Source organism: Streptomyces sp. NPDC046197 (assembly GCF_040646295.1).
Taxonomy (GTDB): Bacteria; Actinomycetota; Actinomycetes; order Streptomycetales; family Streptomycetaceae; genus Streptomyces.
Genome location: NZ_JBEYZY010000021.1, coordinates 1 through 22505, shown reverse-complemented (window position 1 = coordinate 22505; position 22505 = coordinate 1). Strand labels below are relative to the sequence as shown.

Below are 22505 nucleotides of genomic sequence, written 5' to 3'. Positions count from 1 at the left end.
GCCAGGCGGCGTCCACCACGCCGTGCGCCGATCCGACACGCATCGTCCAACACCCCTAGGAAGCCGACTGCTTGCCGAACCAGTCGAGGCAGACCACCAGCGCGTCGTCGTCCGGCTGGGGTCTGCCCCGGTGCCCGGTCAGTTCCCGCAGCACCGCCGCCGGCACCTCCGCCGCGGGGAGCAGACCGGCGGACGCGATGGCCCGGGTCAGGGCGCGCTCCCCGTACTGCTCGCCGCCGGGCGCGGCGACCGCGTAGACGCCGTCGCTGACGAAGACCAGCCGGTCGCCGGGCCGCAGCGTGAACTCCTGGGCGACGTAGTCCGTCTCCTCGAACATGCCGAGCGGAAGCTGCTGCTCGAAGGGAACGGCCGTGACGGTCCGGTCCCGCACCCGCAGCATCTGCGGGGAGCCCGCGTCGACCACCTGCATGCGGCCGGTCGACAGTTCCAGGTCCAGCATCAGCACGGACAGATAGGCCCGCCCGCGGTAGTGCGCGTAGACGGCCTGGTCGGCGAGGGCCGCCTGGTCCGCGATCGGGATCCCGGCCCGGCGCGCGTTGCGCAGCGCGTTGATGCCGAGGCTGGTCAGCAGCGAGGCCTCGATCCCCTCGCCCATGCCGTTGGTGATGTACAGCATCAGCCGGTCGGCGGAGGCGGACCAGTCGAAGTTGTCGCCGAAGATGGCGTAAGCGGGCTCCAGTTGGGCGCCGAGGGCGTACTCGGGGCCGGAACAGGAGCGGGCCGGGAGCAGTTGCCACTGCATCTCGGCCGCCAGAGTGAGGCGGTCCGCGCGGCGGGCCCGCAGATACAGGTCGGTGTCGCGTTCGGCGACGACCAGCTCGTGGCCCAACGCCCGTGCCACCTCGGCGAGTTCGGCCAGCTGCCCGGCCTCCGCGGCCGACGGCAGGGTGACCGACAGTACGCCGAGCCGGTCGCCGCGCACGGTGACCGGCAGATGGACGCGCACCCGGCCGTCCTCGTGGTCCTCCACGAACGGCTCCTGGGCGCCGAACGCCCGGCCGGCCGCGCTGCCGTGCACGGGCACGGGTTCGGCGGTGTGCGGGGAGCCGGAGACGGGCTGCAGCACGGTCAGCCCGTAGTCGGCCATGAGGCACGCGACGTCCTGCGCCTCGTACTGGCTGCACAGCACCTCGCGCAGGACGTCCACCACCTGGTGCGGAGCCGCGGAGCGCAGGGCACGCTCGGCGGCCACGAGTCTGTTCACGATGTCGGTTACGCCATTCTCTGTGTGCGGCGGTGTCACGTGCGTGCCGTAGCTGGCCCAGACCCCGCCGGTTCGTTGTGATCCGTGTCCCGGCCGCCGTCACGGCCACCGGTGAGCTGACAGCGTCGAAGAAGCCTGCGAGAGTGTGTGCGTGACGTCCTCCTACCCGCGCCCGCAGCCCCACGAGGTGGCGTGTGTGACCTCAGAGGCTGCAGAGCTGCTGGAGGTCCTGTGGGGTCGCGCTTCGACGGCGCCGGTCTCCGCCTCCCAGCTGCGGGTGCTGTTCATCCTGGAACACAACGAAGGCATCAACCTGCGTACCCTCGCCGACGCGCTGGGCTCCACGCCGCCGTCCACGAGCCGGCTGTGCGACCGGCTGGAGGCGGTGGGCTTCGTACGGCGGGAGGCCGCCGTCAGCAGCCGCCGCGAGCTCCAGCTGTACCTCAGCCGCCGGAGCCGCGCGTTCCTGACCGACCTGAGGTCCCGCCGGGAGGCCGCCGTCCAGTCCGTGCTGGAGCAGATGCCGGCGGCCAAGCGGGCCGCGCTGCTGACCGGACTCGAGGCGTTCTGTGCCGCCGCCTCGGCACAGATCCACGAGGACGACGCGTCGGACGACGCCCGTACGGCCTGACGGGCCCCCTGCCGCCACATCCCTGGTCCTTTCCGCGTGACTGCCCCGCTCACTTTGTTGCCTCGGGACTACAGTTGTCAAACGGCAACTGTTGTGCCCGCCTTCGCACCCGCCCACGCGCGCTCCCGCAGGGAGCGGACCCTCAGGCCTGCTGCTCCTCGGGCTCCTGAGGATGCTCGGGCTGCTGGAGCTGCTCGTGCTGCCGGTCGACCAGGGCGAGCGCCTCCTCGGCGCTCTCCGAAACCGGCACCGTGATGCTGACACCCGTGAGGTCCAGGATGCGCCGCACGGCCGGAGCGGGGGCGATGATGTGCACGCTCCCCGGGCGGTCGCGGACCTCCTGGTACAACCGCAGGATGATGTTCATCCCCGAGGAGTCCATGAAGGGCACGCTGGACAGGTCGAACAGGAAATGGCGCCGGCCGTGATGGAGCTGGTTGGCCAGATGGGCCTGCAACTCGGTCGCGGTGTCGACGTCCAGGTAGCCCTCGACCGTGAGCAGGGCGACGTCCTCGCGAGGCAGGGTGACCTCGACGGACAACGGGTTCTGGGCAATGGGCACGAGTACCTCCAACGAGTGCTGACGGCCAGGGGTGGTTACCCCTGTCGGCGACTTCGATGCACACCGGTTCCGATCGACGCCGTGATCAACCTCTCATCGGCGCCGACGACCGGTGAACCGTCCGAGCCGCAGGACGGCAGGGGACGTGCCGCGGACGTCGAGTCCCTGCTGTACCCACCACCTGCGGTCTTGTGGATCTCACCGCGCACCCGCGTGTACCCCCGAACGTGACCGGCATGCACCGCCGCTCGGGAACCGTCCGGCGGCGGGGCCGGTGACGCCGCGGCCGCCCGGCGGCCGAACCCGGCGGCGTGCCGCCGGAGGCAGTCAGGGCAGCGGCGTGCCACCGGTGGCGTTGAGGATCTCGGCCGTGACGCAACTCGCCCGCTGCGAGGCCAGGTACACGTACGCCGGTGCCAGCTCGGCCGGCTGGGCGGGCCTCCCGATCGGCGCCTGCTTGCCGAACTCCCGGGTGTCCGGCAGCGTCGCCGGGATCAGCGGCGTCCACACCGGTCCCGGCGCCACGGCGTTGACGCGGATCCCGTCCTTGGCCAGCATCTGCGCCAGCCCCTGGGTGAAGGTGACGATGGCGCCCTTGGTCGTGGCGTAGTCCAGCAGGTGCGGGCTCGGCTTGTAGGCCTGCACGGACGTGGTGTTGATGATCGACGAGCCCCCGCGCATGTGCGGCACGGAGAACTTGCACAGCCAGAACATGCCGTACAGGTTCGTGCGCATCACGCGGTCGAACTGCTCGGTGGAGACGGCCGTGATGCCGTCCGGCTGGGACATCTGGTACGCCGCGTTGTTGATCAGCACATCGATGCGGCCGAACTCGGCGACGGTACGGTCCACCAGCTCCCGGCACCGCCGCTCCTCGCGGATGTCGCACGCCACCGGGACCGCCTTGCGCCCGGCGTCCTCGACCAGCCGGGCGGTCTCCCGGGCCTCCTTCTCCTCCTCGGGCAGGTAGGTGAACACCACGTCCGCGCCCTCCCGTGCGAAGGCGATCGCCACGGCCCGCCCGATGCCCGAGTCGCCGCCCGTCAGCAGCGTCTTGCGATCGGTGAGCAGGCCGCAGCCCCGGTAGGACTCCTCGCCGTGGTCCGGCGGCGGATCCATCGGCCCGGTCCAGCCCGGGTGCTCCTGGTCCTGCTGCGGGAACTCCGGCCGCGGATGCTGCGCCGTCGGGTCCTGCTGACGGTCGTCGGTCATGGTGCACCTCCAAGGGAACGCCCTGCTCGGCCGGGCGTGCGCCGCCGCGTCCAGGTGCCCCGGAGCGCACGACGCACACCCGGCGAAACGGGCGGCCGGCGTGCTACGTGACCCGGATGCCCACGAGGCAGGTGTCGTCGTCCGTGTCCGACTTGCTGTACGTCAGCAGGCGGTCCAGTTGCTGGTCCAGGGTCCTGGGCGCCGTACGGACCGTGGTCAGCAGATGGGTCAGCGACTCCTCCACCGAACGGTCCCGGCGCTCGATCAGACCGTCGGTGTACATCAGCAGCGTGTCCTCCGGCGCGAGCTGCACCTCGGCCTCCTCGTAGTCGGCCTCGGGCACCGCGCCCAGCAGCATGCCCTTGACCAGGGGCAGCGGGGCCGCCTCCGCGCCGCGGACCAGCACCGGCGGCAAATGGCCGCCCCGGGCCCAGCGCAGCGTGTGCCGGTCCGGGTCGTACAGGGCGCAGACCGCGGTGGCCGTGACCGAACCGGTGAGATGGTGGGCCACGGTGTTGAGCCAGGAGAGCAGCTGGCCCGGGCCCGCGCCGGTCACCGCCAGGCCGCGCAGCGCGTTGCGCAGCACGACCATGCTGGTCGCGGCCTCGATGCCGTGCCCGGCGACGTCACCCACGCACAGCAGCACCAGCCCGGAGGGCAGCACCACGGTGTCGTACCAGTCGCCGCCGACCAGTTGTTCGGTCTCCGCCGGCCGGTAGCGCACGGCCACCTCCAGCTCGGGCACCTCCAGCGGCGCCTGCGTCGGAGGCATGATCGCGTGCTGCAGCTGCAGGGCCAGCCGGTTGCGTTCCGTGGCCTGCTGTTCGGTGTGGGCGAGCTGGTCGCGGGTGGCGGCCAGCGCGACCTCCGTCCAGTGCTGCGCCGAGATGTCCTGATAGGCCCCGCGGACGACGAGCAGCCGGCCGTCGGTGTCGAGAACCGGCTCGGCGACGACCCGGATGTGGCGGGTCACCCCGTCCGGCCGTTGCAGCCGGAAGGCCGCGGAGGCCGGCCGGCGGTGGTGCAGCAAGGTGCGCAGGAACCGGCCGATGGCCACCGCGTCGTCCGGGTGGGCGTGGGCCGGCAGCTCCTCCAGGGACAGCGGAGTGCTCGACACGGGGCGCCCGTAGAGGTGGAACAGCTGGTCGTTCCAGGTGATCTCACCCGTCAGCAGGTTCTCCTCGAAGCCACCGATGCGGCCCAGCCGCTGGGCATGCTGGAGCAGGCTCGCCAGCCGGGCCGTCTCGTCCTCGATACGCCAGATCAGGAGCACGCTGCTGCCGTGCCGGCTGATGCTGATGTCCGCGACCGCGGACAGCGACACCTGGTCGACGAGCGCGGTGAGGTGCATGCGCTGTGCCCGGAACGGCTTGCCCGTCGCGTACACCCGCTCGATGCGCTGGAACAGCTCGCTCTTCCCGGCGGTCATGGGGTAGGCCTCCAGCAGCAGCGCGCCGCTCACCATCGCGCGCGGACGGCCCGCCGGGTCGAGGAAGCGGATGTTGACGTGCTGGATGCGGAAGTCCACCAGCCGACCCGAGTCGTCGATGTGCGGCACCAGGACCAGGGCGGGGTCGTGCAGCCCGTCGGCCAGGTCCATGAGCTCGGCGGCGTCCGGCAGGACCCACGGCTGCGGATCCGGGTCGTGGGGCGGCGTGGACGTCTCCAACGTGTGCGCGCACAGCTCGGCCAGGGCCTCCACCTGGCGCACGACCTGGGGCGGTTGTGGCCCCAGCGGCCCGGGCCAGGCGATCTCCAGCACACCGTGGATCCGCCCCCAGGTGCCGGCCGGCACCGCGACGCGGCCGCCGTCCGGGTGGAGTCGGCGCCCGATGGTGGGCAGGCCGGTCTCGGCCAGCGAGGCGAACCACAGGCCGGCCCGCTCGGTCAGACCCCGCCGCGCCACGGTGGCCACCTCCGGCGGTACGTAACGCCACCGGGTGGCCTCGGCCGGTGAGAAGCCGGCGCTGCCCGCCAGGGTGAGCGAGCCGTCGGCGTCCGCCGCCCAGACCGCCACGGCCACCGCGCCGAGCGGGCGCAGCGCGTGCTCCAGCAGGGAGTCGGCGACGGCCTGGGTGTCGTCTGCGGCCAGTGCACCGCTCTCCGCGGCGCGCAGCCGTACGGCGGCCGACCCGCGCTCCGCCTCGGTCCGGCCCGCGGCCGCGGCGAGGAAGGCGTCCGTGACCTCGGAAACCCGGTCGCGGGCGGCCTGGTTGATGACCTCCACCGCGAACTCCAGCGCACTGACCTTGGCCTGCTCGGTCAGCTCCGCGAGCTGCCGGGCCGCCTGCGCCGGACCGCAGCCGAGCCGCTCGACCAGGATGCCCTTGGCGAGTTCGATCAGGGCCCGGCCCTCCGCCTCGGCGTGCGCCGCCCGCACCTCGCGATGCAGCCGGTCCACCGTGGCGGCGAGCCGGCCGACGGGCGAGGTGGGGGAGACGCCCGCCAGATCCAGGGACGGCGGATCCACCGCGGGAGTTGTCAGGCCGTCGGGGGTGGCCGTGTGTGCCGGGAACGCGAGCGGGTCCGGGCTCGGCTCGTCGCCGGGGTGCGGCCCGGCGCCGGCCGGCTCGCTCGGCTGCTCGGAGGTGCTCACGATGCGAATGCTCCTCGGCTGGATGACCCTCGGGTGCGGCAGCGGCCGCGCCCGGCCGGCCCCGCTCCGCCGGAGGGCGGGAGGGGCGCCGCCGCGCTCACGCGGACAGCCAGCGCCGGACGCAGGCGATGAGGTCGTGGGTGTCGACGGGCTTGGTGACGTAGTCGCTGGCGCCCGACGCCAGGGACTTCTCCCGGTCGCCGGGCATCGCCTTGGCGGTGACGGCGATGATCGGCAGATCGGCGTACCGGGGCACCTTGCGGATCTCCGCCGTGGCGGTGTAGCCGTCCATCTCCGGCATCATCACGTCCATCAGCACCAGCGCGACGTCCGGGTTGTCCTGCAGCGTCTCGATGCCCTTGCGCCCGTTCTCCGCGTGCAGCACCCGGAACCCGTAGAGCTCCAGGATCCCGCTGAGCGCGAAGAGGTTGCGCGCGTCGTCGTCGACGACGAGTACGGTGCGCCCGGCGAAGGAGCCGTCGACCGGCTCCGGTGCCAGGTCCTGCGGCTCTTCGCCACGGACCAGGGTGAGCACGTCTCCCGGCTCCTCGGCCGACAGGTGCAGCGCGATGCGCTCGCGCAGTTCGTCCAGGCTGGAGAGGAACTCCAGCGACCCGTCGTCCGCGTGCGACCGGAGCGCCTCGGCCCGCGCCACGTCCGGCCGCTGACCGCTGTGGACGAGCACCGGCACGCCCGCCAGCGCCGAGTCCCCTTGCAGCGCCCGCAGGAACCGGGACGCCTCACCGTCGGGCATGTCCAGGTCGAGGACGACACAGTGGCAGGGCTCGGCGGCCAGTGTGCCCGCCGCCTCCTGGGCCCCGACGGCCGTGATGACGTCCATCGCGGGCAGCGCCGCACCGTCGTCCGGGCTGTGCCGGGCCACGTCCGCCACCACGCTCTCGGCGACCAGGGTGAGCAGGCCGCGCGGCCGCTCCTCCACGACCAGCAGGCGGCGTCTGCGCTGCCCGGCCGCCACCCGCGGCCCCGCGGGGAGCTGGGCAGCCCTCGCGGCCGGGACGGATCCGGCCGGCTCCTCCTGCGCTGCCCGGCCGCCGGCGGGCAACTGCTCGAAGTCGGGACGGGCCACGGGCAGGAAGAGCGTGAAGGTGCTGCCCCGCCCAGGAGCGCTGTCCACGGTGACCGCACCCCCCAGCAGATGTGCGATCTCCCGGGTGATGGACAGACCGAGGCCGGTCCCTCCGTACTTGCGGCTCGTGGTGCCGTCGGCCTGCTGGAACGCGCCGAAGATCGTCTCCAGGTGCTGCTCCTGGATGCCGATGCCGGTGTCCTTCACCCGGAACGCCACGACGGCACCGCCCTGCACGACCGCCTGGGGCACCTCCCCGTCCGCCGCGGGCTCGATGCACAGCTCGACGCTGCCCTGCTCGGTGAACTTGACCGCGTTGGAGAGCAGGTTGCGCAGGACCTGGCGCAGCCGGGAGTCGTCGGTGAGCAGGTCCGCGGGCGCCCCGGCCGCGGTGGTCACCGCGAACTCCAGGCCCTTCTGGGTCGTCATCGGACGGAAGGTGGCCTCGACGTACTCGATGAGCTGGCGCAGCGACACCCGCTCCGGGCTGACGTCCATCTTGCCGGCCTCGACCTTCGACAGATCGAGGATGTCGTTGATCAGCTGCAGCAGGTCCGAGCCCGCGGAGTGGATGATGCCCGCGTACTCCACCTGCTTGGGAGTGAGGTTGCGCGAGGGGTTCTGCGCCAGCAACTGGGCCAGGATGAGCAGGCTGTTGAGCGGGGTGCGCAGCTCGTGGCTCATGTTCGCCAGGAACTCCGACTTGTACTTGGAGGCCAGCGACAGCTGCTGGGCACGGGCCTCCAGCTCCTGCCGTGCCTGTTCGATCTGCAGATTCTTCGCCTCGATGTCGCGGTTCTGCGCCGCCAGCAGCGACGCCTTCTCCTCCAGTTCGGCGTTGGAATGCTGCAGTTCCTCCTGCTGGGCCTGCAACTCGGCCGAACGGGCCTGCAGTTCGGCCGTCAGGCGCTGCGACTCGTCCAGCAGCTCGTCGGTGCGGGCGTTGGCCACGATGGTGTTGACGTTGACGCCGATGGAATCCCTCAGCTGCTCCAGGAAGTCCTGGTGGATGGTGGTGAAGGGGGTCACCGAAGCGAGTTCGATGACACCGAGGACCTGGTCCTCGAACAGGATCGGCAGCAGGACCAGCGCGGTCGGCACGGCCTGGCCGAGCCCGGAGGAGATGGTGACGTAACCCCGCGGCAGCTCGTCGACCGTGATGGTACGGCGGCTGCGCGCGGCCTGGCCGACCAGCGAGCGGCCGAACGAGAAGCGGGTGGGCCGCTCGTCGTCGTCCGGCCGGCCGTAGGAGCCGACGAGCCGCAGCTCGGGTCCACGCTCGCCGTCCTCGGCGAGGTAGAAGGCCCCGTACTGCGCGGACACCAGGGGCGTCAGCTCCTCCATGATCAGCTCGGCCACCATGGGCAGGTCACGGTGCCCCTGCATCAGACCGGCGATCCGCGCGAGGTTGGTCTTGAGCCAGTCCTGCTCCTGGTTGGCCCGGGTGGTCTCGCGCAGGGACCCGACCATGGAGTTGATGTTGTCCTTGAGTTCGGCGACCTCCCCGGAGGCATCCACGGTGATCGACCGGGTCAGATCCCCCTCGGCCACGGCGCTGGCGACCTCGGCGATGGCGCGCACCTGGCGGGTGAGGTTTCCGGCCAGCTCGTTGACGTTCTCCGTCAGCCGCTTCCAGGTGCCCGAGACGCCCTCCACCTCGGCCTGGCCGCCGAGGCGTCCTTCGGTGCCGACCTCGCGGGCGACGCGGGTGACCTCGTCGGCGAAGGCGGAGAGCTGGTCGACCATCGTGTTGATGGTGGTCTTGAGTTCGAGGATCTCTCCTCGCGCGTCGACGTCGATCTTCTTCGACAGGTCGCCCTTGGCCACAGCGGTCGTCACCAGCGCGATGTTGCGCACCTGGCCGGTGAGGTTGTTGGCCATCGAGTTGACGTTGTCGGTGAGGTCCTTCCAGGTGCCCGCCACGTTGGGCACATGGGCCTGGCCGCCGAGGCGTCCTTCGGTGCCGACCTCGCGGGCGACGCGGGTGACCTCGTCGGCGAAGGCCGACAGCGTGTCGACCATCGTGTTGATGACGTCGGCCAGCGCCGCGACCTCGCCGGCCGCCTCGACCGTGATCTTCCGCGACAGGTCGCCGCGGGCGACGGCGGTGGCGACCTGGGCGATGGAGCGGACCTGACCGGTCAGGTTCGACGCCATCACGTTGACGTTGTCGGTGAGGTCCTTCCAGGTCCCCGACACGCCCCGCACATGGGCCTGGCCGCCGAGGCGTCCTTCGGTGCCGACCTCGCGGGCGACGCGGGTGACCTCGTCGGCGAAGGCGGAGAGCTGGTCGACCATCGTGTTGATGGTGTTCTTCAGTTCGAGGATCTCGCCGCGGGCGTCGACGGTGATCTTCTGGGAGAGGTCGCCCTGGGCAACCGCCGTGGCGACCTGGGCGACGTTGCGGACCTGGGCGGTGAGGTTGCCCGCCATGAAGTTCACCGAGTCGGTCAGGTCCCGCCAGGTCCCCGACACGCCCCGCACATGGGCCTGGCCGCCGAGGCGTCCTTCGGTGCCGACCTCGCGGGCGACGCGGGTGACCTCGTCGGCGAAGGCGGAGAGCTGGTCGACCATCGTGTTGATGGTGTTCTTCAGTTCGAGGATCTCGCCGCGGGCGTCGACGGTGATCTTCTGGGAGAGGTCGCCCTTGGCCACCGCCGTGGTCACCTGGGCGACGTTGCGGACCTGGGCGGTGAGGTTGCCCGCCATGAAGTTCACCGAGTCGGTCAGGTCCCGCCAGACCCCCGCGACACCGGGCACCTTGGCCTGGCCGCCGAGGCGGCCTTCGGTGCCGACCTCGCGGGCGACGCGGGTGACCTCGTCGGCGAAGGCGGAGAGCTGGTCGACCATCGTGTTGACGGTCTCCTTCAGCTGCAGGATCTCGCCGCGGGCGGGCACGTCGATCTTCTGGGAGAGGTCGCCCTTGGCCACCGCCGTCGCCACCTGGGCGATGTCGCGGACCTGGGTGGTGAGGTTGCCCGCCATGGCGTTGACCGAGTCGGTCAGGTCGGCCCAAGTGCCCGACACCCCGGGCACCTCCGCCTGCCCGCCGAGCGTGCCCTCGGTGCCGACCTCGCGGGCGACACGGGTGACTTCGGAGGTGAACACGGACAACTGGTCGACCATGCCGTTGAACACGGTCGCGATGTCGCCCATCAACCCGTCGGCGTCCTCGGGCAGCCGTGTGCCGAAGTCGCCGTCCCGCACGGCCGTCAGACCGGCCAGCAGCTGTGTCAGCTCCTGGTCGCCCGGTACGGCGTCCAGGACCTCGGTCCTGTCCCTGGTCATGACTACCCTCGTCCCGCTCCCCGGGAGTCCCCGCAGGACGAGGACTCGGAACCCTCACCGGGCCACCGTGGGCCGCGATGTCGTGCGTGCATTTCCGCATGTCACGGATCTGCGCGATGAGAAAAGACGCCGCAGGCTAACCCACTGCGGCCGCTCCGGACAAAGCATCGCATCGATGTCACCCGTCCGGAAAATCACCTCCGTGCACCGCGGCATGACCTCAGGAAACGGGGGTAACCGGACGGGTTCGGGGCACCACTGTCCCGCCGTGAACAGGCCTGGCAAGAGTGGCGGTGTACGTCTGCCGTACGCTCACCCTGGCGCGAAAAGCGCTGGACCAGCACACTGCCTGCCCGGAAGACCCCCGGCCCCGGAATGCCCGTATGACCACATTGCCGCCATCACCCTTCAACCTCTCCGTCGAAACACGGCCGCCCGACGTCGTGGTGCGCATAGCCGGTGACCTCGACTTCGAGACACACGGTGACCTCCTGGACACGGTCGTCTCGCTGCTCGCCCGGCGTCATGCCGCACGACACCGGATCGGCGAGCTGCGGCTGGATTTCTCCGGACTGCAGAACATCGACTCCTCGGGCCTGTCCGCGCTGCTGCGGATCCGGCGCCGGACCGACGAGGCGGGCGTCGGACTCCGCTTGGAGGAGCGCCCGGCCGCGCTGGACCGCCTGCTCGACATGACGGGCACGCTCGAACTGCTCACCGCCCCCTGTCCGGACACCGGCGATGAGCCCCGCCCGGGGAAGGACTGAACCGCGGCGGGGCCGCACTCCGTCCCGCTCGTGCCGTCCCGCACGACAGGCCTCTTGGGACCCCCGAATGCCGCTGCGGAAGCAGGGTAGTTGCTGCTGTGGAGCCGAGGGGCCGGGACGGCCGGCCGGCTCATGACCCGTCAGCCCGGGGAGGAAGGGGCAGTGTGGCCATCGACAGAATCTGGTCGTACCCGCCGCAGGCCGGTCGCGTCGAGGGACTGGACCTGACCGGCTTCACCGTCGTCGCCTACGACGGAACGATCGGCCATGTGGACCGGGAGGCCGACCACTTCGGCATGCGGCACCTCGTCGTCGACACCGGCGTCTGGGTGTTCGGCAAGAGCGTCCTCATACCGGTCGGCGTCGTCACCGGCATCGAGCCGGGGGAGCGCAGAGTGGCCGTGGGGTGCTCCAGAGGGGAGATCAAGGCGGCGCCGCGGTTCCGGATCGACAGCGAGACCATGGATCCGGAGTATCTGCGGCGGGTGGGCGACTACTACCACCGCCTTCCGCCCCGCGAGACCACCACCGCCTGACACCATGCGCAGCAGCGGGACACACGTCCCCGTACGAGTGCCGACGACGGATCCGCGACCGCGACCGGGAGGGCGCTCCTATGCCGGAGCAACCCCTGGACCGCACGTCGCGTTCACAGTGCCGAACAGGAGGAGTGTGCCGATGGCCGACGAGCGGGACCCCCTCGTGACGTCGTCCGTCCACCGGGACGCCTTCGTCCTGCGGGTGAGCGGCGAGATCGACAGCGAGAGCGCGCCGTGCCTGGTCCGGCAACTGGACGCCGGCCTGTGCACGGGGACCGTCCGGACGATCGTCGACCTCTCCGGGACGGCGTTCGCCGATTCGGCCATCCTGCACGCTCTCCTCCAGGCCCAGCGGGCGCACCGGCAGCGCGGTCTGCTGATGGTACTGGCGGGGCCGTTCAGCACGGGCCTGGGAAGGTTGTTCGATGTGACCGGGACCGCGGGGCACTTCGTCCTCGCCGACGACGTGCACTCGGCGATGGAGGTGCCCTGGGCGGTGACCGAGCGGTGAGGAAGGACGAACGCCCGGGCGCGGACGCCCGTACCCGATGGGCCGATCTCAGGGACACGACACGCATGGACCCCATGGACGCGGCAGGCTCCGCGTTGTTCGACCGGGCAGACCGGGCAGACCGGGCAGACCGGGTACTGGACGGGGCGCCGGCCGTGGTGGCCCCGGTGACGAACGCCGCGACGGCGCGCATGTACGCGCAGTCGGTGGTGCGTGGGCAGTGGGACTCCTCCTCGCGCAGGGCACGCGAGGAGGACGTCATCGATCTGCTGCTCGTCGTCTCCGAACTCGTCACCAACGCCATCCGGCACGGCGACGGACTCGCGGGCTTCGAGGTGGTCCCCACGGACGAGGGGGTACGGCTCGCCGTGCACGACAACAGCGACGTCGTCCCCGCGGTCGCCTACGGGTCCGGCGCTCTTCCCCTCGGGCACCACGGCAGCGGGTACGGCTGGCCGCTGATCATCCGCCTGGCGCGGGAGATCGTGATCGACCGGCGCCCCGGGGGCGGCAAGACCACCAGCGTGCTGGTGCCGCTGCGGAACGCCCTGGAACCATCACCCGACGAAGGGCTGTCGGCCTAGGCCCACGCTTGCGGACGCGGCCCGGCGCTCACCAGGGCAGGAAGACGTGTACGTCCTTGCCGTGGTCGTTGGTCACCACGCTGACCTGGTCGCACAGGGTGTGCACCAGGTGCCAGCCGATCCCGCCACCGCCGCGGCTCGGATGGAACGGGCGCGGGGCGGGCGCTGTGGTGCTGGTGTCGCTCAGCGTCACGTGCACCCCGTCGAAGGTCCGGCGCATGCGCAGCTCGAACGGGCCCGGGGCATACTGCACCGCGTTCGCGGCGAGCTCCGTGACGACCAGGAGGATGTCGTCCCAGTGCTCCGGCGCCGCCGGAGGAGAGGTACGAGCCAGGTCGTCGAGGAACTCCTCCGCCGCGAGGCGCGCACCCGTCACGTGATGCAACTCACCCGTGAAGCGGGTGGTGCGCATCGGAATGCCCTCGGTAGCCAGTGTGTCGTCTCCACGCGGCTCGACTGCCATCTCGCCTTCCCGGCCCAGCGTAAAGCTGGACGTCGTCCTTGCTTTCCCTTCCGTCCCACTGTCTAGTTCCCATGGGCGTGCACCCTACGCGTCGGCAGGCAGGGGGAATGGCGGCACGCCAGGACCGCTTCAGGCGGACGCTCGGCGCACACACCCGCCGGGGTCGTGCACGGCTCCCCGGGACTCCCAGCCGCGCAGACAGCACGCGTCGTGAAGGTCCTGCCACGCGCGTGTCGCGTCGCCCGCGGCGCGCCGGCCACGGGCGCGGCCCGGACCGTGGGCGGCGCCTTCGGGGGCGCGCCGGAAGGAGCGGCACAGCCGGGCGGGCGCGGCCCGCGGCGTGTCGATCAGCGCGGTACGTCTGGCGCGCCGGTGCCCGCCGAGTACCGGCCGGTGGGACCTCCCCGCGAGCGCGGCGGCCACCAGCAGGATCAGCGCTCCCGGGGTCAGCACGGAAGCGGGCGTCAGGAGCCGGTGGCCGAGGCTCCACAGAGCCACGGCGCCGACCACGACGGCCCACGTGACACACAGGAGTTGACGGCGGCGGTGATGCGTCATGGGCGGAGCTCCTCGTACGGGTGTGCACAGGTTCTTCACTCGGATACGTCGAACAGCCGGATGTAAACCCGGCCTTCGCCCGTTTCCTGGCGCCCGCTCCCTGCCGCCCGCCGCCGCGCTCAGCCGAAGGCGGTCCAGGTCGCGCCGCCGTTCACGGTCAGCAGGACGGCGAGTATCAGCAGGTCCGCCACACCGAGCCCGAGCCCGAGCCGGGCCCGGAAGCGGCGGGGGGTGTCCCTTCGCAGGGCGATCAGGGCCAGGGCGATGGCCATCGGCCCCAGGACGAGGTTCAGGACCACCAGACCGACCAGGCCGAGGACGAAGGAGGCGACGGCCATCCCTTCGGTGTCCCGCCTGCCGGTGTTCTGCCGGGGCGGTGCTGTCAGGTGCATGGTTCAGGCCCTCCTCGCTCGCGACCTGCGTCGGCGTTCACGCACGGTGAAGACCGCCAGCCAGCCGACGACGACCGCGCCGAGGACCAGGCTGACGGGCCAGGGCAGGTAGGCCACCGAGCCGAGGACCACGGCCAGCAACAGGAGTGCGGCGACCAGGAAGAGCATCGCTCACCTCCCGTTCCGGACCAGGACGGGGACCAACGGAATCCGATGCTTCGTGAACATGGCAGGACGGGTTTCCCGCGCGCCCGACATCACGCGTGGCGCACCCGAAGTTGTCCGTAAGACGCCTGTGCGGCCGGCGGTCCGTCAACTCCCGCCTGTGCGGCCGGCGGTCCGTCAACTCCCGCCTGCGCGCCGGTGATCCGTCAACTCCCGCCTGTGCGCCGGTGATCCGTCAACTCCCGCCTGTGCGCCGGTGATCCGTCAACTCCCGCCTGCGCGGCCGGCGGTCCGTCAACTCCCGCCTGTGCGGCCGGTGATCCGTCAACTCCCGACTGCGCGCCGGTGATCCGTCAACTCCCGCCTGCGGACGGGCGATCGCCGTATCTCCTCGCGCCCCGCTCAGCGGAAGACGTTGTCCGAGTCGTCCCAGTCGGCCGCCGGGTCGTACTGCGCGGGCCGGCTCGGGGCGCGGCCGCGTGCCCGGTACATGGCGTCGATCTCGAAGGCGTAGTGCCGCACTATGGCGTCCCGGCGCAGCTTCATCGACGGCGTGAGCAGCCCGCTGGCCACGTCGAACGGCTCGGGGAGCACCCGGAAGACCCGGATGGACTCCGAGCGGGAGACGGCGCTGTTGGCCGCCGCGACCGCCCGACCGATCTCCTCGCGCAGGGCGTTCTCCTCACGGGCCTCCCGGCCCGGCGTGTCGGCCTGCAGCGCCAGGGCCGTCCGCCAGTGCGCGAGGAACTTCGGGTCCAGCGTGATCAGTGCGCCCACGCAGGGGCGGTTGTCCCCCACGACCACTGCCTGGTGGACCAGCGGATGCATCCGCAGTCGCTGCTCCAGCAGGGCCGGAGCCACGCTCTTGCCGCCGCTGGTGACGATGATGTCCTTCTTGCGCCCCGTGATCGTCAGATAGCCCTCGGCGTCCAGGTGCCCGATGTCCCCGGTGGCCAGCCAGCCGCCGCGCAGCGCGGACCGGGTCGCGGCGCCGTCGTTGACGTAGCCCTGGAACACCGACGGCCCCCGTACCAGGATCTCCCCGTCGTCGGCCACCTGGAGTTCGATGCCCGGCAGTGCCTTGCCGACGGTGCCGGACTTCTCCCGGCCGAGCGGCTGTACGGTGATCCCGCCCCCGGTCTCCGTCAGGCCGTAACCGTCGTTCACGTAGATGCCGATGCCCTCGTAGAACAGCGACAGTTCCCGGCTGAGGGGTGAGCCGCCGGAGGTCGCGCGCAGGGTTCTGCCGCCGAGCGCCCCCCGCAGCTTCCGGTACACCGTCCGCTCGTACAAGGCGCGTTGCAGTCGCAGATCGAGCCCGGGGCCCGAGCCGCGGCCCAGCCGCTGCCGTTCCAGGGCCGTGGCGAAGTCCCGCGCCGTCTGCGCCGCCCGCTCGAACAGCGCGCCCCTGCCCGACTGTTGGGCCGTGCGCAGGAAGTTCTTGTAGATCTTCTCGAAGACCGACGGCACGGCGAAGAAGTAGGTCGGCCGGAACGAGCGCAGCGCCGAGGACAGAGCCGCCTCGCTCATCTCGGGTTCGTGGCCCATCAGAACGCCGCCGCGGACGCACAGGACCTGGATCATCAGGCCGTATACGTGGGAGAAGGGCAGGAAGGCGAGGACCGACCCCTGTCCGCCCCCTGGGGGCGTGGCCGTGTGGCCCCAGCCCGCCAGCATCGTGTCGCACGGGGTGGCCAGCGCACGGTGGCTCAGCGCGCACCCCATGGCGTGCCCCGTGGTGCCGGAGGTGTAGGCGATCACCGCGGTGGCGTCCGGCAGCACGATCCGGCGCAGCGAGTCTACCGTCGTCGGCGGGATCGTGGCGCCCCGTTCCGCCAGCTGCGCCAGCGCACCGGCGTCCAGTTGCCACACGTGCCGCAGCTCGGGCAGCGTGGCGCAGACGGAGCCGACCGTCATGACGCCCTGCTCGTCCTCGACGACCACGGCGACGCAGCCGGAGTCCCGCAGGATCCACTCCACCTGGTCGCGCGAGGACGTCGGATAGACGGGCACCACCTCGGCCCCGACCGACCACAGCGCGTAGCTGAGAACCGTCCACTCGTACCTGGTGCGCGCCATGATCGCCACACGCCGGCCGGGCGAGATGCCGGACGCGACCAGTCCTCTGGCCAGATCGGCCACCTCGTCGCGCAGCTCCACGGCGGTCACCTCCTCCCAGGCGGAGGAGGAGTCGTCCGGCCGGCGCGCAAGCACCGGCAGGGTCGGCCGGAGCTCCGCCGCCTCGAAGACACTGTCGGCGAGCCCACCGGTCGGGGACGGGACGGCGGGCGGAGCGAGGGCGAAGTCGCGCATGCACTGCTCCTGGGGTGTACGGAGGGTGACTCCGCCGACGAGTACCGTTGTCGACGCTGGTCGAATGTAGCCCAGGCCGGTGCCCGGCGGTGCCCGGAACCGGCAAGTAGCCCCGTTTTGTTGATCTCGGCCCGCGCTGGGGACCCGGAGGGCATGAGTCACATCAATCCAGACCCCGATCCCGAACGAACCCCCGGGCTGGAGCCCAGCGGGAGCGTGCCACCGGGCGAGACCCCGCCCGCCGAGAGCAGCCTGCCCGAGACACTGCCCCGGACCCCTCCGCCCAAGGGCTGGGCGAAAGGGCCACTCGCCCTGATCCTCCTTCGTCGTGCTGGTCGCGGCCTTCTTCCTGGCCTACGCACTGGTCCTGACGCGCTGAGACCGGCGGCCCCGGCGGCGCCTCACCCCTGTGTGTGGCGCACGCACTCGGTGACGACGTCCCTGAGGCTGCCCGTCCGCTCCATGAGCTCCCGCTGCACCCGGGCGCCGTTGCCGCGCCGCAGCAACTCGTCCACGGCCTCGCGCGCCCGGTCGAGGTCACCCATGTCGGCGAGCGCGTCCCCGGTGTGCTCCAGCAGCGCCCGCACCACCGACTGGGCCGGCAGCCGCCGCATCGTCGCCGGATGGAGCAGCTCGCCCGACAGCCCCGCTCGCGCCGCCTGCCACGTGGCCAGCCTCAGCAGGCTCACGCTGTGGTCCACCGGCCCGGTGCCCGCCCGCCACTCGCGCGCGGCGGTCTCCACGAGCCCGCGGGCGAGCGTGGCGATCAGCCGGGCGGTCTCCGCGTGCAGGCACACGTCCGAGACCCGGATCTCCACCGTCGGATACCGCTCCGACAGACGGGCGTCGAAGTACACCATCGCCTCGTCGAGGATCACCCCCGTGGCCACCATGTCCGCGACCCGCCGGTGGTACCGCTCGGGCGACCCGAACAGCTCGGTCGGACCGGCCGACGGCCAGCGGCCCCACACCCGGCTGCGGTAGCTGTCGTAGCCGCTGTCGCTGCCCTGCCAGAAGGGCGAGTTGGCGCTGATCGCGACGAGTACCGGCAGCCAGGGGCGGACGCGGTCGACGACCGCGACACCCTCCTCGTCGGACTCCACGGCCACGTGGACGTGGCAGCCGCAGACGAGCTGCTCCCGCGTCGCTATGCCGTACTGCCCGGCCATCCACTGGTAGCGGTCGTTCATGCCGATGGAGGGGCTGACCGGCAGGGGCGAGGTGGCCAGCGCGGCCACCGTGCAGCCGATCTGCCCGGCGTGGCGGGCCGCCTCCTTACGGCAGCGGACGATCTCCTCGCCGAGCTTGGCCATGTCCGTCTGCGGATGGGTGGCGAACTCCAGCATCTGGCCGTAGAGCTCCTTCTCGAAGACGTCCTGGGCCGCGTCCACCTGCGCGGCCCGGGCGAGCACCGCGGCGGACACCGCCCTGGGCTCGCCGGTCTCCGGGTCGACCAGGAGGAGTTCCTCCTCCACTCCGACGGTCCGCACCTCTTGCCGCCTTTCCGTCCGCCTGCCGCGACACCGGTCGGTCGCCGGGTCGTACGACCCGACTGCCCCTGGACGGCTGCCGGACACCTGGGCGCGGCCGGCGGACCGGGAGCCTGCCCCGGGCGGTCCGGCTCACACGGTGTACGGCGTCAGCCAGACCGTGGCCAGGGGCGGCAGCGTGAGGCGGATGTGCCCGTCCTCGGGCTTGACGGGGTCCGAGTTGGTGACGTCGCTGCCGCCGTAGCGCGCGGCGTCGGTGTTCAGGACCTCGCACCAGGCGGTGACGTCGTCGGGCACGTCGAGGCGGTAGTCGTGGCGGACGACGGGGGAGAAGTGGGAGACCGCCAGCAGCGGGGTGCCCTCGGCGTCGAAGCGCAGGAACGCGAAGACGTTGTCGTCCGCCGCGTCCACGGCCACCCATCGGAATCCCTCGGGCCGGGTGTCGCGCTGCCACAGGGCCGCGGTGGCCCGGTAGCGCGTGTTGAGGTCACGCACCAGGTCCCGCACACCACGGTGGTCGCCCGCGGCGCAGTGACCGTCCTCGAGCAGCCACCACTCGGGGCCGTGCTCCGCGGACCATTCGGCTCCCTGGGCGAACTCCTGCCCCATGAAGAGCAGTTGCTTGCCGGGGTGCGCCCACATGAAGCCCAGGTAGGCCCGGTGGTTGGCGCGCCGCTGCCACCAGTCGCCGGGCATCTTCGACACGAGTGCCTGCTTGCCGTGCACCACCTCGTCGTGGGAGATGGGCAGGACGTAGTTCTCGCTGTAGGCGTACACCATCGAGAAGGTCATCTCGTGGTGGTGGTACTTGCGGTGAACGGGCTCGTGGCTCATGTACTGCAGCGAGTCGTGCATCCAGCCCATGTTCCACTTCAGCCCGAAGCCGAGACCGCCGCGGTCGGTCGGCGCGGTCACTCCGCCCCAGGCGGTGGACTCCTCGGCGATGGTCACCACGCCCGGTGCCCGCCGGTACACGGTGGCGTTCATCTCCTGCAGGAACGCCATCGCGTCCAGGTCCTCCCGGCCCCCGTACACGTTGGGGGTCCACTGGCCGGAGTCGCGCGAGTAGTCGAGGTAGAGCATGGAGGCCACGGCGTCCACCCGCAGGCCGTCGATGTGGAACTCCTCGCACCAGTAGACGGCGTTGGAGACGAGGAAGTTGCGCACCTCGGTGCGGGCGTAGTCGAACTCGTACGTCCCCCAGTCCGGGTGCTCGGCCCGCTGGTCGTTCCCGGGTTCGTACAGCGGGTCACCGTCGAAGCGGGCCAGCGCCCAGTCGTCCTTCGGGAAGTGGGCCGGTACCCAGTCCATGATCACACCGAGGCCGGCCCGGTGGCAGGCGTCGACGAAGTACCGGAAGTCGTCCGGGGAGCCCAGACGGGCGGTCGGGGCGTAGTAGGAGGTGACCTGGTAGCCCCAGGAGCCGCCGAAGGGGTGCTCGGCGACCGGCATCAGCTCCACGTGGGTGAAGCCCAGGTCCTTCACGTACGCCGGTAGCTGCTCGGCCAGTTCGCGGTACGTCAGCCCCGGCCGCCAGGAGGGCAGGTGGACCTCGTACACCGAGAACGGCGCCTCGTGCACCGGGACGTCCGCCCGGTGCGCCATCCACCCCTGGTCGCCCCACTCGTGGTGGGTGGCCGTCACCACGGACGCCGTCGCGGGCGGCAGCTCCGTGCGGCGCGCCATCGGGTCCGCCTTGAGGAAACGGCCGCCGTACTGCGAGGTGATCTCGAACTTGTACCGCGCCCCCTCGCCGACGCCCGGCAGGAACAGCTCCCACACGCCGGAGGCGCCGAGGGACCGCATCGGAAACGCCGTACCGTCCCAGAAGGTGAAGTCACCGGCCACCCGGACCCCGCGGGCGTTGGGCGCCCACACCGTGAACCGGGTGCCGGCCACGCCCTGGTGGGTCATCGGCTCCGCGCCGAGCGCCTTCCACAGCTGCTCGTGCCGGCCCTCCCGGATCAGGTGCAGGTCGAGCTCGCCGAGGGCGGGCAGGAAGCGGTAGGGGTCGTGGACCTCGTGCTCCTCCTGCTCGTAGGCGACCCGCAGTGTGTACGCGGGGATCGACTCCAGCGGCAGTACGGCCGAGAAGAGGCCGTCGCCCTCGGAGGCGAGCGGAGTGCGCTCGCCGTCGATCACCACGCTCACCGCGCGGGCGAAGGGACGCAGCGCCCGGAGGACGATCCCGCCGGGGACCGGGTGCGCGCCGAGCAGCGCGTGCGGGTCGTGGTGGGCGCCGGACAGAAGGCGTTCACGGTCGGCAGGGTCCAGGGGCGGGGCCGTCCCGCCGGCGCCCGAAGCGGGCGGGAGCGGGCCGGACGGCTCGGAAAGCTGGGGGTTGTCGCGCAGTACCACCGGTTCAGCCTCCTCTCACGGCGAGACGTTCGATCGCCGCCATCGGTACGGCGAGCCAGTCGGGGCGGTGCCGGGCCTCGTACAGCACTTCGTACACGGCACGGTCCGTCTCGTAGGCCCGCAGCAGGGCGTGTTTCTTACGGGGGTCCCAGCCGGCCCGCGAGGCGTAGCCGGCGCAGTAGGCCTCCCGGCAGCGGCGCGCCCACTCCGGGCGCCAGGGGCGGCGCTGGCGGGCGGCGTAGTCGAAGGAGCGCAGCATGCCCGCCACGTCCCGCACCGGCGACTCGGGGGTGCGCCGATCGGCGAGCGGGCGGGACGGCTCGCCCTCGAAGTCGATGACGAACCACTCGCGTCCGGCCCGCAGCACCTGGCCCAGGTGCAGGTCGCCGTGGATGCGCTGGGCGGACGGTCCGGCGTCGCAGCTGGCGAGCGCGGCGAAGGCGGTGCGCAGCCGGGCCGCGTAGGGCCGGAGCGCGGGCACACTGTGCGCGGCGGCCTCCAGGCGCTCGGTCATCGCCGTCGCCGTCCGTGCCACGTCCCCGTGGACACCGGTGGGGAAGGCGCCGGCCAGTGCCAGGTGCACCTCCGCCGTCGCCTGCCCCAACTCGTGTGCCTGGGCGGTGAAGTCGCCTCCGGTGGCCAGCGCGCGCAGCGCGAGCGTCCAGCCGTCGGAGGCGTCCCGCAGGAACGGCTGGAGCACGCCGAGCGTCGCCGCCTGGGGCCGGGTCGTCCGCAGCCAGGCCACCGGAGCGGGGACGCGGTGGCAGCCCTGCCGGGCGAGCGCCCACGGCACCTCCAGGTCAGGGTTGACGCCGGGCTGGATACGGCGGAAGACCTTCAGGATGAACTCGTCGCCGTACACGATCGAGGAGTTGGACTGTTCGGCGTCCAGCAGCCGGGGCACGAGCCCGCCGGGGATCGGCACGGACGGGTCCGCCTCGAAGCGCAGGGGGCCGGACGTGCCGGGGTGGCGCAGCCGCTCCAGGAGCAGCTGAGCCGAGCGCGGGTCGTACAGTGCGTCGTAGATCGCCAGTCCTGCCAGCGGCCCGTCCTCGGCCCGCCCGATGAGGGCCCGGTGCAGGCGTGGGGCCGGCTGTTCCCGTATGCCGAGCAGCAGTTGGTAGCAGTCGGCGGGCGGCGGCAGGGATGTTCCGGTGGGCGCGGGGACACCACCGTGGCCGGTGGGGACACCCGTGTGTTCGGCGTGGACCAGCAGATGCAGACAGCCCGGGAACAGCTCCGTCGTGGACAGCAGGCGCAGGTCGGTGACGGGCCGGTCCTTGCCCGCGAACCAGCGCTGGTGCGGCAGCCATTCACGCAGCAGTGAACCGAGCGAGGCCATGGGCCCGGCGAGACCCGTGGTACTCGGCTGGAGGGGTGCGGTCTTCGGCATGGTCACGCCTCCTTTCGTCGGCCACACGCTCAAACTCGTCGGCCGATCCGGGATGCGACTCGGGTGAGCCGGAACCAGTAGAAGCCGTGTCCCGCCAGGGTCAGCAGGTAGGGAAGTTCCCCGATGGCCGGAAAGCGGACCCCGCCGATCAGCTCGACCGGGTGCCGCCCGTCGTAGACGCGCAGGTCCAGCTCGGTGGGCTGGGCGAACCGGGAGAAGTTGTTCACGCAGAGCACGAGATCGTCCTTGTACTCGCGCAGGAAGGCGATGACCGCGGGGTTGGAGGACTGCAGTTCGGTGTAGGAGCCGAGGCCGAAGGCGGGGTTCTGCTTGCGGATCTCGATCATGCGCCGGGTCCAGTGCAGCAGCGA

The 22505-nt window shown here is 71.7% G+C and carries 19 protein-coding genes and 1 pseudogene; 6 read left to right on the top strand and 14 right to left on the bottom strand.

Features of this window, described 5'->3' with window-relative positions:
- Window positions 1–55 precede the first annotated feature (55 nt).
- Window positions 56–1225: a PP2C family protein-serine/threonine phosphatase gene (locus AB0A61_RS26630; protein WP_361297127.1), complete on the bottom strand. Its 1170-nt coding sequence runs from the start codon at window positions 1223–1225 to the stop codon at window positions 56–58.
- 196 nt (window positions 1226–1421) lie between these two features.
- On the opposite strand from AB0A61_RS26630, the gene AB0A61_RS26625 reads away from it, so the two are divergent.
- Window positions 1422–1856 carry a MarR family transcriptional regulator gene (locus tag AB0A61_RS26625; protein ID WP_361297124.1) on the top strand — a complete coding sequence of 145 codons (435 nt, stop codon included), beginning with the start codon at window positions 1422–1424 and terminating at the stop codon, window positions 1854–1856.
- A 142-nt stretch (window positions 1857–1998) separates the two neighbouring features.
- On the opposite strand, the gene AB0A61_RS26620 is transcribed toward AB0A61_RS26625, so the two are convergent.
- From AB0A61_RS26620 to AB0A61_RS26605, 4 genes are all read right to left on the bottom strand, one after another.
- Window positions 1999–2418 carry an STAS domain-containing protein gene (locus AB0A61_RS26620; protein ID WP_361297121.1) on the bottom strand — a complete coding sequence of 140 codons (420 nt, stop codon included), beginning with the start codon at window positions 2416–2418 and terminating at the stop codon, window positions 1999–2001.
- Window positions 2419–2745: 327 nt separating this feature from the next.
- The gene (locus AB0A61_RS26615; RefSeq protein ID WP_361297119.1) at window positions 2746–3630 is read right to left on the bottom strand and encodes an SDR family oxidoreductase; all 885 of its coding nucleotides are present in this window, start codon (window positions 3628–3630) and stop codon (window positions 2746–2748) included.
- A 103-nt stretch (window positions 3631–3733) separates the two neighbouring features.
- On the bottom strand, window positions 3734–6100 hold the full coding sequence (locus AB0A61_RS26610) for a SpoIIE family protein phosphatase (RefSeq protein WP_361297458.1): 2367 nt from the start codon (window positions 6098–6100) through the stop codon (window positions 3734–3736).
- Window positions 6101–6323: 223 nt separating this feature from the next.
- A complete protein-coding gene (locus AB0A61_RS26605) occupies window positions 6324–10601 on the bottom strand; it encodes a HAMP domain-containing protein (protein WP_361297116.1) in 4278 nt (1425 codons plus the stop codon).
- Window positions 10602–10984: 383 nt separating this feature from the next.
- Between AB0A61_RS26605 and AB0A61_RS26600 the strand changes: the two genes are divergently transcribed.
- From AB0A61_RS26600 to AB0A61_RS26585, 4 genes are all read left to right on the top strand, one after another.
- Entirely contained in the window at window positions 10985–11368 is a 384-nt protein-coding gene (locus tag AB0A61_RS26600; protein WP_361297113.1) for an STAS domain-containing protein, read from the top strand.
- 164 nt (window positions 11369–11532) lie between these two features.
- Window positions 11533–11904: a PRC-barrel domain containing protein gene (locus tag AB0A61_RS26595; protein ID WP_361297110.1), complete on the top strand. Its 372-nt coding sequence runs from the start codon at window positions 11533–11535 to the stop codon at window positions 11902–11904.
- 142 nt (window positions 11905–12046) lie between these two features.
- Window positions 12047–12418, top strand: a complete 372-nt coding sequence (locus AB0A61_RS26590; protein ID WP_361297107.1) for an STAS domain-containing protein — start codon at window positions 12047–12049, stop codon at window positions 12416–12418.
- 65 nt (window positions 12419–12483) lie between these two features.
- Complete coding sequence (locus AB0A61_RS26585; protein WP_361297104.1) at window positions 12484–13002, top strand: ATP-binding protein; 519 nt, start codon at window positions 12484–12486, stop codon at window positions 13000–13002.
- Between the two features lie 28 nt (window positions 13003–13030).
- On the opposite strand, the gene AB0A61_RS26580 is transcribed toward AB0A61_RS26585, so the two are convergent.
- The 5 genes from AB0A61_RS26580 to AB0A61_RS26560 all read right to left on the bottom strand — a co-directional run bounded on the left by AB0A61_RS26580 (window position 13031) and on the right by AB0A61_RS26560 (window position 16893).
- The gene (locus AB0A61_RS26580) at window positions 13031–13465 is read right to left on the bottom strand and encodes an ATP-binding protein (RefSeq protein WP_361297101.1); all 435 of its coding nucleotides are present in this window, start codon (window positions 13463–13465) and stop codon (window positions 13031–13033) included.
- A 129-nt stretch (window positions 13466–13594) separates the two neighbouring features.
- The gene (locus AB0A61_RS26575) at window positions 13595–14023 is read right to left on the bottom strand and encodes a hypothetical protein (protein ID WP_361297099.1); all 429 of its coding nucleotides are present in this window, start codon (window positions 14021–14023) and stop codon (window positions 13595–13597) included.
- A 119-nt stretch (window positions 14024–14142) separates the two neighbouring features.
- On the bottom strand, window positions 14143–14415 hold the full coding sequence (locus AB0A61_RS26570; protein WP_361297096.1) for a DUF4190 domain-containing protein: 273 nt from the start codon (window positions 14413–14415) through the stop codon (window positions 14143–14145).
- Window positions 14416–14418: 3 nt separating this feature from the next.
- Window positions 14419–14583 carry a hypothetical protein gene (locus AB0A61_RS26565; protein WP_361297093.1) on the bottom strand — a complete coding sequence of 55 codons (165 nt, stop codon included), beginning with the start codon at window positions 14581–14583 and terminating at the stop codon, window positions 14419–14421.
- Window positions 14584–14982: 399 nt separating this feature from the next.
- The gene (locus tag AB0A61_RS26560; protein ID WP_361297090.1) at window positions 14983–16893 is read right to left on the bottom strand and encodes an AMP-dependent synthetase/ligase; all 1911 of its coding nucleotides are present in this window, start codon (window positions 16891–16893) and stop codon (window positions 14983–14985) included.
- Window positions 16894–17046: 153 nt separating this feature from the next.
- Here AB0A61_RS26560 and AB0A61_RS26555 point away from each other — a divergent pair.
- Window positions 17047–17272, top strand: a pseudogene (locus tag AB0A61_RS26555) (DUF6480 family protein).
- A gap of 22 nt (window positions 17273–17294) precedes the next feature.
- On the opposite strand, the gene AB0A61_RS26550 reads toward AB0A61_RS26555, so the two are convergent.
- The 4 genes from AB0A61_RS26550 to AB0A61_RS26535 form a co-directional block, all read right to left on the bottom strand.
- A complete protein-coding gene (locus AB0A61_RS26550; RefSeq protein ID WP_361297087.1) occupies window positions 17295–18383 on the bottom strand; it encodes a glutamate--cysteine ligase in 1089 nt (362 codons plus the stop codon).
- 132 nt (window positions 18384–18515) lie between these two features.
- Window positions 18516–20741 carry a 1,4-alpha-glucan branching enzyme gene (gene glgB / locus AB0A61_RS26545; RefSeq protein WP_361297084.1) on the bottom strand — a complete coding sequence of 742 codons (2226 nt, stop codon included), beginning with the start codon at window positions 20739–20741 and terminating at the stop codon, window positions 18516–18518.
- Window positions 20742–20745: 4 nt separating this feature from the next.
- A complete protein-coding gene (locus tag AB0A61_RS26540; RefSeq protein WP_361297081.1) occupies window positions 20746–22134 on the bottom strand; it encodes a maltokinase in 1389 nt (462 codons plus the stop codon).
- A gap of 29 nt (window positions 22135–22163) precedes the next feature.
- The coding region (locus AB0A61_RS26535) for an alpha-glucosidase C-terminal domain-containing protein (RefSeq protein ID WP_361297078.1) at window positions 22164–22505 on the bottom strand (342 nt) is incomplete at its 5' end.

Coding starts and splice junctions, on each gene's coding strand:
- AB0A61_RS26615 (WP_361297119.1), bottom strand. CDS start 3,630: ATGACCGACGACCGTCAGCAGGACCCGACGGCGCAGCATCCGCGGCCG.
- AB0A61_RS26605 (WP_361297116.1), bottom strand. CDS start 10,601: ATGACCAGGGACAGGACCGAGGTCCTGGACGCCGTACCGGGCGACCAG.
- AB0A61_RS26600 (WP_361297113.1), top strand. CDS start 10,985: ATGACCACATTGCCGCCATCACCCTTCAACCTCTCCGTCGAAACACGG.
- AB0A61_RS26590 (WP_361297107.1), top strand. CDS start 12,047: ATGGCCGACGAGCGGGACCCCCTCGTGACGTCGTCCGTCCACCGGGAC.
- AB0A61_RS26585 (WP_361297104.1), top strand. CDS start 12,484: ATGGACCCCATGGACGCGGCAGGCTCCGCGTTGTTCGACCGGGCAGAC.
- AB0A61_RS26580 (WP_361297101.1), bottom strand. CDS start 13,465: ATGGCAGTCGAGCCGCGTGGAGACGACACACTGGCTACCGAGGGCATT.
- AB0A61_RS26575 (WP_361297099.1), bottom strand. CDS start 14,023: ATGACGCATCACCGCCGCCGTCAACTCCTGTGTGTCACGTGGGCCGTC.
- AB0A61_RS26570 (WP_361297096.1), bottom strand. CDS start 14,415: ATGCACCTGACAGCACCGCCCCGGCAGAACACCGGCAGGCGGGACACC.
- AB0A61_RS26565 (WP_361297093.1), bottom strand. CDS start 14,583: ATGCTCTTCCTGGTCGCCGCACTCCTGTTGCTGGCCGTGGTCCTCGGC.
- AB0A61_RS26560 (WP_361297090.1), bottom strand. CDS start 16,893: ATGCGCGACTTCGCCCTCGCTCCGCCCGCCGTCCCGTCCCCGACCGGT.
- AB0A61_RS26540 (WP_361297081.1), bottom strand. CDS start 22,134: ATGCCGAAGACCGCACCCCTCCAGCCGAGTACCACGGGTCTCGCCGGG.